We start from the raw sequence: 13,243 nt of genomic DNA on the forward strand, positions 1-13,243 counted from the left end.
TAATCAGTACTAAATTTAATATTATGAAAAAGATAGGTATTTGGATGGACAAACAAAAAGCCCATATCGTTACATTAACCAGTGATGGAGAAAAATTGGACACTCTTCTTTCCGATGTAGAATTTTTTAATCTAAAAAGTGGTGCACCGTCGCGCACAAAATGGGGAGGCCCACAAGATGTAGTGCATGAACGTAAGTATTTGGAAAGGGAAAAGCATCAATTAAAGGAATACTTCGAGAAATTGGTCCATGCCGTTAAAGACGCCGATGCCATCGCTATCTTCGGTCCAGCGGATGCAGGGGAGAAATTCAAAAAAGAATTGGTAGAAAAACATAAAACATTGGCCGAGAAGATAAAGACCCTTAAAAAGGCGGACAGCATGACCGAAAATCAAGTGAAGGCTCTAGTCAGGGATTTTTATAAGAACCCTAAATAAATGCAAGAACTGTTCGATTTTCTTAATACACCCATGGTAAGCAAAATACTGGGCATGTTATTTTGGCTCATCATTATCTTATTTGCCATTGGCTTTTTGCGTAAGTTATTAAAACGGCGTATAGAAGATGGGGCAATACGGTACAAGGCGCAAAAGGGAATCGAAATCATTGGTTACGCCCTGATTATTCTTCTAATCTTAGTTTCATTTACATTTAATGATATAAGAGATTATACAATTATCATTGGCCTGTTCACAGCCGGGCTTACCTTCACATTGCAAGAGTTGATTCTGAGCATTGCAGGGTCGTTCTATATCTTTTTCGTTCGTGTCTATAAACCGGGCGATCGTATTGAAATCAATGGAATCAAAGGCGATGTTATCGATATCGATAGCATCTATACGACCATTATGGAAATGGGCGAATGGGTCAATAGTGATAATTATTCGGGAAGAATTGTCAAAATCAGCAATGCCTTCGTATTTAAAGGACCGATTAAGAATTATTCGATGGATTTTCCATTCGTTTGGGATGAAATCAATATACTGATAACCTTCGAATCCGATGTGGAACTCGCTAAAAAACTCATCTTGGAAACGGCAGAAAATCAGCTATCCGACTATGTCTTAAAATCCAAGGCTAAATGGGAAGAGATGGTAAAACGCTACTATATCGAAAATGCGACCATCGACCCCACTATCGCTATCAACTTGACCGATAATTGGGTGGAACTAAATCTAAGATACATAACCGATTACAAGCGTAGACGTGCTACCAAACATGAATTGTTCGATGCCATTCAAAAAGCGGTACGCCAAACGAACGGAAAAGTAATCTTGGCGTCGACTACATTGCAACTCCTCAAAATTCCTGAATTAGATGTCAACATCAAAAAATAAATCTGTGAACGAAGATAACAAGACCAAAGAGGAAACAAGTATTGATATCGTTAAATCATCTGGTGATAAGGTACGGTTTTCCATGGATAAACTCCGTAGTTCCCTGCGACATAGCGGAGCCACCGACGATGTCGTCAAACAGATTGTAAATACCGTTCGAGACGAACTCTACCAAGGCATCTCAACAAAAGAAATCTATAACCGGGCCTTTTCCCTATTGCAAAGTAAAAAACCAGTTTTCGCCTCCAAATACAAACTGAAAAAAGCCATTTATGAGTTAGGGCCAACAGGGTTTCCCTTCGAGAAATTCGTATCCTCCATCTTAGAATATTCGGGATACAAGACCGAGGTCGGCAAAATCTTGCCCGGTATCTGTGTGACCCACGAAATCGATGTTTTTGCGAAAAAGAATGGAACCGTGAGTGTTATCGAATGTAAATTCCATAGTGAAGAAGGACGAAATTGCAATGTAAAAGTGCCCTTGTACATCTATTCCCGTTATCAAGATGTCAAACAACAATGGGACAAAAAGAAGAATGAGACCCTGAAAATGGATTGCGGAGGTGTGGTCACAAATACCCGTTTTACCGCTGATGCCATTACCTACGGTAAGTGTGTCGGTCTAAATCTTTTGAGTTGGGACTACCCCCAAGGCAATGGTCTTAAAGATAGGATCGACCGTTTGGGCCTGTACCCGATAACCGTATCCCAACTATTGACGGAGCGCGAGAAGCAATTTTTATTAAGCAGGGATGTCGTGCTTTGTAGACAACTGTTCAAGGACAAATTCTTTTTAGATCATCTTGGCATTTCCGAGACCCGAAAAAAAAAGATATTGAAAGAGATAGAGCAATTATGTAGTAGTTAAAATAATAGTGAGCGTTTACGACTGAAAAATGGCACCCTAAACATAGTCAAAGGGTTATAATTTTATCAGCAGATAAAGTAAAGAAATTCTTTTCAAATAAAGCGAAATGAAAAAAGTCAAAATACACTTTCTAGGTGCATCCGGAACCGTAACCGGATCCAAATATTACCTAGAAACCCCGGAACAAAACATCATGGTCGATTGCGGTATGTTTCAGGGCCTAAAAGAGTTGCGCGAACAAAATTGGCAACCCTTGCCCATTGATGCTTCCAAAATCGATGTGGTATTACTGACCCACGGGCATCTAGACCATACCGGTTATCTTCCTCGATTGGTGAAAGAGGGTTTTCATGGTAAAATAATTGGAACCGCGCCGACCTTGGCCATAACCTCCATTATTTTAAGGGACAGTGCCAAAATTCATGAAGAAGATGCCGAAAGGGCGAATGCAGAAGGGTATAGCAAGCATCATCCGGCCTTACCATTTTACAATATAAAGGAAGCCGAAAAAGCCATAGACCTTTTTCAATACGGGGAAAAAGATGAATGGATAGAGCTATCAGAGAACATTCGTTTCAAATTTCGCTACAATGGCCATATCATAGGCGCAACGTTCATCGAATTGGATATCTTCGGGAAAGTATTCGTTTTTTCAGGGGATATAGGCCGAAAAGAAGATGTATTATTATCGCCGCCCGAACATCCGAAATGGGCAGATTATCTTTTTATGGAAAGTACCTATGGCAACAAATTACATCCTAAAGAGGACGTGGAAGAAATTTTGGTTACCCTTATCAAAGAAACCATCCATCAGAAGGGGAATTTGATTATCCCTTCCTTCGCCGTAGAGCGTTTGCAGTCATTGATGTATGTCTTATGGAAACTTTATAAAAAGAACCGCATTCCCAATATCCCAATTTTCATCGATAGTCCCATGGGCAACAATGTTTTGTCCGTTTTCGAGAACAATACCGATTGGCACAAGCTTCCTATTGACGAATGCCGTGCCATGTGCAACCATTTCAATATCATCACCTCCTATAGAGATACTTGGAAAACAATCGACGATACAAGATTTAAAGTCGTAATTGCCGGTAGTGGTATGGTAACAGGCGGAAGGGTACTCACCTATCTAAAGCAGCTAATCGATATTCCCACGACCACCGTCTTGCTTGTCGGATTTCAGGCGGAAGGTACTAGGGGTCGACAATTGCTTGAGGGTGCCCACGAGATTAAGTTGTTCGGAAAATACATACCTGTAAAAGCAAAAATCGAACATTTTGAAAGTCTTTCGGCCCATGCCGACCAAGAAGAGTTATTATACTGGCTGTCAAATATCGAGAACATTCCAGAAAAAGTATTTTTGATACATGGCGAACCCTTGGCATTGGATGCTTTTCGTGTCAAGATCAAAGATACGTTCGGCTGGCAGGTCCAGATTCCAAAGCTGAATGATACCGTCGAAGTTATGGTATAAAAGACCCGAAACACGCTCCCCAAACCGATTTATCGTGTGATCTACCCATGCCAAATCCATAGCAATTTTAAAGTGGCTTTGTAATTTGGTCGGCTATTTCCAGAAACGTATTTTTACGGTCTTTGACAAAAAGATTACTAAAAATAAACACCGATAAATGAACAATCCAAACAATAAAAAATTCTCCCGTCGCAATTTTATAGGCATTACCGCGGCCACAGGTACGGCTCTTGCCATTTCACCTCGATTCGCTTTTGCCGGCATTCCGACTTCAACTAGAAAAGTTCGTGTTGGTGTCGTTGGGGGAAGATTCGGCCTTGGATTTTTCTTTGACGAGCACCCGAATGTCGTCGTCGAGGCGGTTAGTGATTTGAGGGCTGATCGACGTGCTGCGCTCATGAGCACTTATAAATGTAATAAGGCATATAACTCCTTGGAGCTATTACTGAAAGATCCGAAAATTGAGGCCGTGGGGATATTCACTCCTGCCCCGGATCATGCCAATCATGTTGTTCAAACGCTAAAAGCAGGAAAACATGCATTGTGTGCAGTACCCGCAGCATTGACCATCGAAGATTGTTATCGAATTTTGCAAGCCGTTAAGTCTACCGGCAAGAAATATATGATGGCCGAGACTTCAACCTTTAGACAAGAAACCATCACCGCCAAGAAGATGTATAAAGCCGGCAAGTTTGGTAATATCTTTAGTAGCGCCGCCCAATATTACCATCCGGGTCTTGAAGAATTGTATTTCAACCCCGATGGTTCGGCTACCTGGCGTCATGGATTACCGCCCATGTTGTACCCCACTCATGTCACTGCTTTTTTGATTGCCGTCACTGGGGAGCGACTAACACATGTGACCGGTTTAGGTTGGGGCGATGATGATCCCATCCTTAAAGGAAATCCATATAACAATCCATTTTGGAACGAAACGGCCTTCTTCAAAACCAATCGCGGAAATTCGTTTATAGGCGAAGTATGTTGGCGAGGCGCCTTGTCACATTGTGAAAAAGGAGAGTGGCGTGGTGACAAAATGAGTTATTATATGGGCTATAAAAATCAACCTGTACACACGGTTCATGCAGGTGATAAATTGGTAAAAGATTACGGTGGTTTTACGGTCGCCCATCCCGAACTAAAGCCCTACGATCAAGAAAAGTGGTATGAAACCGATGCGTTGCCCGAAGCGATGCGACATACTAGCGGCCATGGGGGTTCGCATACCTTTATTACGCACGAATTTATTTCATCCATTATCGAAGATAGGGAACCGGAAGTAAACATTTATGAGGCGTTGGCCTATACCGCTCCAGGCATTATTGCCCATGAATCGGCATTAAAAGGTGGGGAATACAAAAGCATTCCCAACTTTGATGAATGATTAGGCGCGCTCAACATAGGTAGGCTGATGCGTTTTATTATTTTGAAAGTGGTATATACAATTGGCTGGCCTAAATTTATTTTCAGTCTGATGACATGGTCGAAGAATACTATCTCAAACTTGTTGGTGAACAGCACCTAATTGAATCTTAAGCGAGACGGAATATTTGTATTTCAGACCGAATATTAATCATAAAGTCGGAATACCACCAATACTGATAAATATGTAAAAGGGAAATGGCGTGCAAATAGTAAGGTGATTTCTTTTTTTTGGGGGACAAGGAAAAGGACTTTGATAAAAAATATACACTGGCCTTAAACAATTCTAGGGCCCGGTTTATTAAAAGAGCTTCTCGAGACAACACCGACGGAAACATAAAAACAAGACTTAAGTTTTTTGAATTCGAAATTTTCTGAATTGGAGGAGCGGATATTTTTAAAGTTTAAAATGTATTGCATTACAGTTCCAAAAAACTTAGAACGTACTACGTGGCTATATTCCATGCTGAACATATCAAATAACTATTTCGTTTAGTTTAGTTTTATTTCTTTTATTTTCTTTTATTTTCGTTTTACTTCTATTTATTGTATATTTATTCGTTGTCTGCTTTACTTTTGATTAAAGGCAGCTACCATTTTAAGAGTCACCAAGTTCACAAAACAGTTTAAAGACAAGCAGTTTTAACTATGTTAATGAAATTTGACGAATACCGGCATGACCTTAAACCCTATGGGCTTACTTGTGAGCTATGGCGGCCTAGCCTAATGAAAAGGCCAGATCGGCATAACGAAATAGAAATCAACTATTTGCCAGAATGCTCGATAACCTACCTAATACACAATCGTAAATTCAGGGTAAAAAAAGGATCAACAATGGTCTTCTGGGCCTTAATGCCCCATCAGATCGTTGAATTTGATAGAGATGCCCCTTATTATGTAATTACGGTTCCTTTTTCAATTTTACATGAATGGAAATTGCCAAAAGCATTTCTTGATGTGCTTTTTAAGGGAGAAATGCAGGCCATCACCCATCATTTTGAAGATGCCGAATTCGACAAAAAACGTTTTGAAAAATGGACTCAGGAACTTGAGCAAGAAGATGAAGAAATCTATGCCGCCTGCCTGCTCGAATTTTGTGCATATTTAAAAAGGTTTGCGGTAAAGTCGCTATCGGCGGGTCAATGCCTGCAAAAAGCTTCACCCCCATCCATTAACTTAGTGGAGCGAATTGCCATGTATATCGCTAGTAAATTCACAGACCCCATTAAGGTTTGCGATGTAGCCAAAGAAGTTGGTGTTCACCCAGATTATGCCAATACAATTTTCAAAAAAGCATTTAATTGTACCATATCAAACTATATTATGGAGCAACGGGTTCTCTATGCCCAAAGAAAATTAGCGTTTTCTACAGAAAGTATTACCTCCTTGGCCTATCAATCGGGATTCAATTCCATTAGTAGATTTAATGCCGCCTTTAAGAAAAAGAATATAATGACACCAAGGGAATATCGTAAAAAACATCTCTTAGCATAAGAATGAATACAAACTATATTACTGTCATATATGGCTGCCAGCTAAATAAAAGGCGGCCGTATATCGATGAATACACAGCCGCACAGTACTAAACTAACTCAACATAAATATTTTCTACTCTACATCCCAGAATACCCGGGACACTAAATCATCACCGCCAATGGCTTGTACCGCTGCAGAATAATTATCGGAATTTGCAGAACCTTCACGATCGGGATATGACATTCTATGGGCAAAACCGTCACCACCATTTGCCAAAAGGTTGTCGTTAAAATCATTTCTTTGCAAAGACGGAAATCCAGTTCTTCTAAAATTGGCAAATGCCTCTTTTCCGTTTCTAAAATTGACCACCCAGTACTGAACATTGATCAATTCGAGCGCATCGGTCGCATTGTAGGCCACTTCGGGTTCCGCTAGATAAGCGTCAATTTCTGAGGTAGAGATCGGCGCCGTACCAGGATAAAGTGCATAAGCCTCCATGTCTGCCCTAATACCGTTTTCATAATAGGTCTGGGGATCTCCACTGATCCAACCACGTTGGGCCGCTTCTGCCATTAATAGTGCGGTTTGCGCATAGGTCACGTAGAAATCCGGTGCAGCAGGAGAAGCTACGGCAAATACGTTGATCTGCGAATAGTCTAAACCTGCACCACGGGAACCGCGATATCCTAACGATGTATCTGAAAGCTCTGAATCATCGACTCCTATAGGTACACCAAACTGGTTGGCCAAATCGGTATCAGGATCGGAATCGTTGGCAACGGAACCAGGGTCATCATAAATGGCAAGCATATATTGCCCACGAGGGTCATTGGTTGCCTTCAGTTGATTAACGAAGGGCTCAGCGGCATAATTGAAAAACGAAAAATCGCGCAGTCCAATGTTGCCGTTAACAAACGTAGTTCCGTCGTATTTCACATAGGCGTTATCGGTATTCGAAGTCATAACCCCGCCAGCAAAAGCTTCAGCTACTATAGCCTGTGCTCTTGATGGGTCTACTTTAGAATAACGCATTCCCAATCTCAATAAAAGGGAGTTCCCTAATTTTTTCCATTTTTCTACCTGTGCCGAAGCCGAACCCGAGGGCAATTCACTGTTACTTCCATAAAAAAGATCCTCGGAAACATAATCGGCACTAGGGTTCAATGCTGCTACTGCGCTGGTAATCTCAGTGTACAAATCATCATAAATTACAGCATCATCATCGTATACCGGAAAATAAACCACATCGCTGACAGCCTTTCCCGCCTCAAAGTAGGGTACATCGGCGTAGGTGTCAACCAACCCAATGAACACTTGCGCTTTCCATATACGAATCATACTCAACAAGTTGACCCTATCGGTATCCGTTTCTAAAAGTGTTACGGCCTGCAACAAATTTCTGATTACAGAAGGGTAAGAATCATTCCAATTGGGGATGCAAACTCCATCGATATCGGCATTAAAGTTGAAACCTAGTGTTGCCCCTTGATTAAATGGGTTCACAAATTGTTGTACGATGGTATGTTCCGCGGCCCACGAACCTAGATAACTTCGTTGCGAACCGGCAAAAAGGAGCGCGGGATCTACATCGGTTATCGCGTAGGGGTCTGTATTGATTTCCACAAAGTCTTTGTCACATCCCCCAAGAAATAGAAGGATTAAAACTAGATATATAAAATGTTTTATCTTTTTCATTTTTTTAGAATTTAACATTTAAGCTGAAATTATAATTGCGGGTGGTCGGAAGCGAAGAGTTTTCATACCCTGCCCTAAAGTCACCGGAAGATTGAATCGCCTCAGGGTCAAGGCCTGGAAAGTCTTTATGGAGTATGGCCACGTTACGGCAAGCAGCCGAAAATGTCAAACCCTTCACAAATTTCAACTCTGGTATTTTATTGAGTACATCAGTAAAATCATATGACAACGATAGGCTTCTTAACTTGATAAAATCTGATTTAAAGGTGAGGGGGTCCCCTATTTGAAGATTTCTATAATCGGCATAAAACGACTGTAAGTTAGATACCGCCGTTGTATTGGGTTGGCCAGAACTTTCATAAACACTGTTGGGAACCACTATCCCATTTTCACCTACTCTACGACCTTCAAGTGATAATTTTGAGTGCCCTTGTCTTAACATGTTCAAATGGGTAGAAGACAATACGGTACCCCCAAATTTGTAGTCTATCAATACTCCAAAACTAAAGTTTTTGTAGGTGAAGTTGTTGTTCCATCCACCGGTATGTTTTGGAATAGAACTTCCCACAGGAAGAAAACCATTTGTATTTTCTGCGCCAGGCGTATCACTATTGGTAGCGAGCAAACGTCCTTCATCATTAACGAGAATCTGCCCGCTGTCGTTTCTTCTATAGGTTCTGGTGTATAGTTGATTCATGGACAAGCCTTCTGTATACCTTAACTCTCCAAGGAATTCGTTACCAGTACCATTGAAATACACGAGCAATATGCTTCCGCTATCATTGCCCACATCTAAAACCTTGGTTGAGAGGTAGGCGTTGTTCCAAGAAGATGTCCAACTGAAATCCGTGGTTTGTATGGGGGTAACCTCAATCAATGTTTCCAACCCACTGTTTCTTAAAGATGCCTTGTTTTGTTTTGAATTATCATATCCTGAAGCATTGGAAAGTGTAACATTCAATATCTGATCGGTAGTGACCTTTTGAAATGCGGCCACATCGAGTCGCACCCTGTTATTGAACATTCTCATCTCAATACCAGCTTCTTTTTCTGTTACCGTAAAGGGCTGCAAAAATGGGTTTGGAGCAAAATTACCGTCAACGCCAGCGGTGGTTTGACCATTGAACGGTGGATTGATGTTATAATTTAAAATGCCTTCAAACGTGCCTACACCATTCGCACTACCCACTTCAGCCCATGACGCTCGCAATTTGCCGAAGTTAAGCCAGTTTTGGTTTTTCATCAGCTCTGAGAATATAAAGCTTCCGGAAACGGAAGGGTAAAAGACGCTATTGTTGTTCGGGTTTAGTACAGAGAACCAATCTTGTCTTCCTGTAAAATTCAAATAGAACATATCGTCGTAACCAAATTCCGCCCATCCGTAGAGCGAGTTGATCCTAAACCTTCTGAATTGATACGGTTCATAATCTGCATCGTTGGTTCCAAAACTGGTTCCATTTTTAATCGAGTAAAAATCCGGAACAACAAAAAGACTGGAGAATTGGGCATTTCTCTGAAATTCTGATCGCCATGTATTACCGCCAAAACTGGCATCGACCGAAAACTTCCCAAATTCTTTGGTTCCCCCGATAAGAAAGTCGGCATTTATATCTGTAGATTCATTTTGCTGAATATCGTAACGCCCCCGATAAAAACCGGTATCGCCTTGAAAAATGGTCGTTGCCCCAGCACCGTTCAGATCATTCCATTCCATAAAATTGGTGGCATAATCATAATTGTACCTGCCCTGCAAATAGAGCCAATCGGTAAGATTGTACCTAAGGGTGGCCGTGCCAAAAAGACGTTTACGGTCATCGTTAAAAAATTGATTTTTCTGCAACTGATAATATGGGTTATTGATGGTGCCCAAGAACCCATTTGTTCTCAGTTCTGCACCTGTTACAGGGTCAATTGCACTTTGCTCATAGGCTTCAATTGGTGTTGATACGGTCGTTCTATTAAAGAAGTTGACCGCACCGGGCCCTTGGGTCCCAATTTGAGGAGGATTTATGTTCTCTTCGTTGGCATAATTAACGTTCAATAACAGATTGAGTTTTTCGGTGACATTGTAATTAATACCAACATTAAATATCCGCTTCTTGTATTCGTTGGCGGGTTGTATTCCATTGGCATCAGTATTCGCAAACGATGCCCGAAAACTTCCCTTTTCATTACCACCTGACAACCCTAGGGTATATATTTGATTGATTCCCGTGCGTAAAAAATCATATAGTTTATAAGGATATGCCGAATAAGGCCGCTGAACACCATCAAAATTAATGGTAGGCTCCCCATCCAATCTTTCACCAAAACCAAACTGACCGGTACTTTGGGCTTCTCCTTGAGTTTGTGGTCGCACTCCACCGGTACCCTGACCGTATTCGGTTTGCGTTATTTCATCCATAAAATTCAAAGGCTGTGAAAAGGTAATACTAGAACTAAAATCGACCCCGATGCCTTGATTCAGCCTTCCTGATTTTGTGGTAATAATAACCGCTCCATTGGCTGCCCTTGCGCCATATATCGCGGCTGCGGTCGCACCCTTAAGTACAGTCATGCTTTCTATATCGTCGGGATTGATGTTTTGAAGATTATCACCAAGGTCCCTTTGATTGTCCCGACCATTCGCTCCTCTTGCCCCTTGATCCATGGGAAGGCCATTAATTACAAAAAGTGGGGAGTTACTGGCCCCTGCAAATGCAGATTGCCCCCGTAATCGTAATTTCATACTTGAGCCGGCTCCCGCAGAAGGTGGCGTAATGTTCAAGCCTGCGACCTGCCCCTCCAACGATTCCATTACGTTGACCGTTCTTGATTTAGTCAACTCTTCAGGTTTTACCGATGTAACGGCGTAACCGAGTTTTTTAGAACTTTTTCTTATACCAAGACCGGTGACTACTACCTCATCTAAAGCGGTAACATCTGGCGTAAGACTTATGTCGATTACTGTGCGGTTTCCAACAGTAATCTCTTGTTTATTATAACCAACGAAAGAAAAAACAAGAACACTCTCTTCTGATGGCACCGCAATGGAATACCTACCTTCCATATCCGTGGTCGTACCAGTAGCGGTTCCTTTTAAAATGACTGTAACCCCTAAAAAGGGATCACCATTTTCATCGAAGATTTGACCAGTGATGCTGGCCTGAAGTTTAAACTCATCGCGGTTTTCGTTGAAATTCGGCCGGTTCAGAACCGCCATCGACGCAAACGACACATAATTTTTAGCCGTTGCGCCAGTGTGTATGAAAAGTAACATACACCATAAATACCAATTGTGTTTCATAGTTGCGTTGTTTAATTAAAATGAGCATTTATAAAATTCCAACTGCCCATGCAATACAAGAAATACTGCATAGAGCAGTTGGTCTCTCAGTTATTGTGAGGGAACTAAGAATAAGCTTGAAATGTTCCAGAATTTTACCTACGACGCTTTCGAACTACCATCAAAAACAGATACATAGAAAATTGAGGTAGACCCTGTTTATTATCAGAACTTTACTGCACTCAATAAAGATTCTAGAACCTGTAAACAAAGAAGGGTACATATTGCAACAAAAACCACTTGAATTTTAGATAGTATTTATCGTTTTCCTATATTATTGATAAAATTTTACCAAAAATATCACGGATTACATAATTTTATAATACAAATACTACTAATTTATAGCAGGCAAAACGTTTTGCTTACCACTTGTAGTTCGACATTAATTGCCATACTACCGATAGCGGCTTTCAAGAAACTGGTCATCCGATTACCAATTTTAATGTACTTTTAAACGGTATTAAATAAACCAATCCTTTTTCCGCGCTTCATATGGAATGTATACCGCAGTACACTACAGCGACACATAGAAATTATGGCAAATAAAAAAAAGGTGAATCGGTACCTTTAGAATGAAGAAAGAATTCGTATTAATAACAATAGTACTATTAGTTTTAATTGGTTGTAAACAGTCTGCTACCCCCTTAAAAAAGGTGGTGCCCCAAAAAGAAATGGAGCGCGTTTTCAATGAGATCCAAACTCCGTTTAAATATGGCGTTGTTGTGCGGCAACCTGACAGCACAAAGTTGGTAGACAGCCCCACAATCTATCGCGAAAATGGTATTTGGTATATGACTTACATTATTTTTGATGGCCAAGGGTATGAAACCTGGTTATCGCAAAGTGATGATTTACTCCAATGGGAATCGAAAGGAAAAATACTATCGTTTACAAAGGATACATGGGATGCCAACCAAAAAGCGGGCTACCTATCACTTGTCAATATTGATTGGGGTGGCGATTATTCCGTAGAAAAATATGAAGACAATTACTGGATGACCTATTTGGGCGGCAACACGGCCGGATACGAATCGGGCATCTTAAAAATAGGTTTGGCCAATTCCAACACCATAACGGAAGCCAAAGAATGGAACACCACCAATGCGCCGCTATTGTCTCCCGAAGATAAAGATGTACGTTGGTTCGAGAACAAAACGATTTATAAAAGTCTGGTTATTCATGATAGCCTTGAGCATACCGGGCACCCCTTTGTGATGTATTACAACGCTAAGGGAAATACGGGTGACTATGAAAGTATTGCAATGGCCGTATCCGACGACATGAAAACATGGCAACGATTCGGGGAAGACCCTGTTATTACCCGGAAAAAGGGCATTTGTGGCGATGCACAAATTACAAAAATCGATGATCTCTACGTCATGTTCTATTTTGGGGCCTTCTGGAAACCCGGTGCTTTTGAACGGTTCGCCTGCTCCTACGATTTAATTAACTGGACCGATTGGCAAGGGGAAGACCTGATCGCTTCTTCAGAGCCGTATGATACAAAGTATGCCCATAAACCTTGGGTGATTAAATGGAAAGGTATTGTGTACCACTTTTACAACGCCGTGGGGGATCAAGGTAGGGTAATCGCCTTGGCAACCTCAAAAGACTTGTCAAAATAAGACGGCATAACGAATAGT

9 protein-coding genes are annotated in these 13,243 nt (G+C 41.2%); 7 read left to right on the plus strand and 2 right to left on the minus strand.

What is annotated here, in order from left to right; translation table 11 throughout:
• Positions 1–23 precede the first annotated feature (23 nt).
• The 6 genes from BLS33_RS02830 to BLS33_RS02855 all read left to right on the plus strand — a co-directional run bounded on the left by BLS33_RS02830 (position 24) and on the right by BLS33_RS02855 (position 6,598).
• On the plus strand, positions 24–437 hold the full coding sequence (locus BLS33_RS02830; RefSeq protein ID WP_089885061.1) for a hypothetical protein: 414 nt from the start codon (positions 24–26) through the stop codon (positions 435–437).
• Positions 438–1,337: a mechanosensitive ion channel family protein gene (locus BLS33_RS02835; RefSeq protein ID WP_089885064.1), complete on the plus strand. Its 900-nt coding sequence runs from the start codon at positions 438–440 to the stop codon at positions 1,335–1,337.
• Entirely contained in the window at positions 1,318–2,205 is an 888-nt protein-coding gene (locus BLS33_RS02840; RefSeq protein ID WP_089885067.1) for an ATP cone domain-containing protein, read from the plus strand. The genes BLS33_RS02835 and BLS33_RS02840 overlap by 20 nt, the downstream gene beginning before the upstream one ends.
• 106 nt (positions 2,206–2,311) lie before the next feature.
• Positions 2,312–3,682 carry an MBL fold metallo-hydrolase RNA specificity domain-containing protein gene (locus tag BLS33_RS02845; RefSeq protein ID WP_089885070.1) on the plus strand — a complete coding sequence of 457 codons (1,371 nt, stop codon included), beginning with the start codon at positions 2,312–2,314 and terminating at the stop codon, positions 3,680–3,682.
• Between the two features lie 157 nt (positions 3,683–3,839).
• Positions 3,840–5,066: a Gfo/Idh/MocA family protein gene (locus BLS33_RS02850; RefSeq protein ID WP_089885073.1), complete on the plus strand. Its 1,227-nt coding sequence runs from the start codon at positions 3,840–3,842 to the stop codon at positions 5,064–5,066.
• Positions 5,067–5,758: 692 nt separating this feature from the next.
• Positions 5,759–6,598 carry a helix-turn-helix domain-containing protein gene (locus BLS33_RS02855; protein ID WP_176801307.1) on the plus strand — a complete coding sequence of 280 codons (840 nt, stop codon included), beginning with the start codon at positions 5,759–5,761 and terminating at the stop codon, positions 6,596–6,598.
• A gap of 114 nt (positions 6,599–6,712) precedes the next feature.
• Here the strand turns inward: BLS33_RS02855 and BLS33_RS02860 are convergent, their stop codons facing one another.
• The gene (locus BLS33_RS02860) at positions 6,713–8,275 is read right to left on the minus strand and encodes a SusD/RagB family nutrient-binding outer membrane lipoprotein (RefSeq protein ID WP_089886188.1); all 1,563 of its coding nucleotides are present in this window, start codon (positions 8,273–8,275) and stop codon (positions 6,713–6,715) included.
• A gap of 4 nt (positions 8,276–8,279) precedes the next feature.
• The gene (locus BLS33_RS02865) at positions 8,280–11,561 is read right to left on the minus strand and encodes a SusC/RagA family TonB-linked outer membrane protein (RefSeq protein ID WP_218129524.1); all 3,282 of its coding nucleotides are present in this window, start codon (positions 11,559–11,561) and stop codon (positions 8,280–8,282) included.
• Positions 11,562–12,172: 611 nt separating this feature from the next.
• On the opposite strand from BLS33_RS02865, the gene BLS33_RS02870 reads away from it, so the two are divergent.
• On the plus strand, positions 12,173–13,225 hold the full coding sequence (locus BLS33_RS02870; protein WP_089885078.1) for a glycoside hydrolase family protein: 1,053 nt from the start codon (positions 12,173–12,175) through the stop codon (positions 13,223–13,225).
• Positions 13,226–13,243 lie beyond the last annotated feature (18 nt).

The organism is Kriegella aquimaris (assembly GCF_900103215.1).
In the GTDB taxonomy this organism is placed as follows: Bacteria; Bacteroidota; Bacteroidia; order Flavobacteriales; family Flavobacteriaceae; genus Kriegella; species Kriegella aquimaris.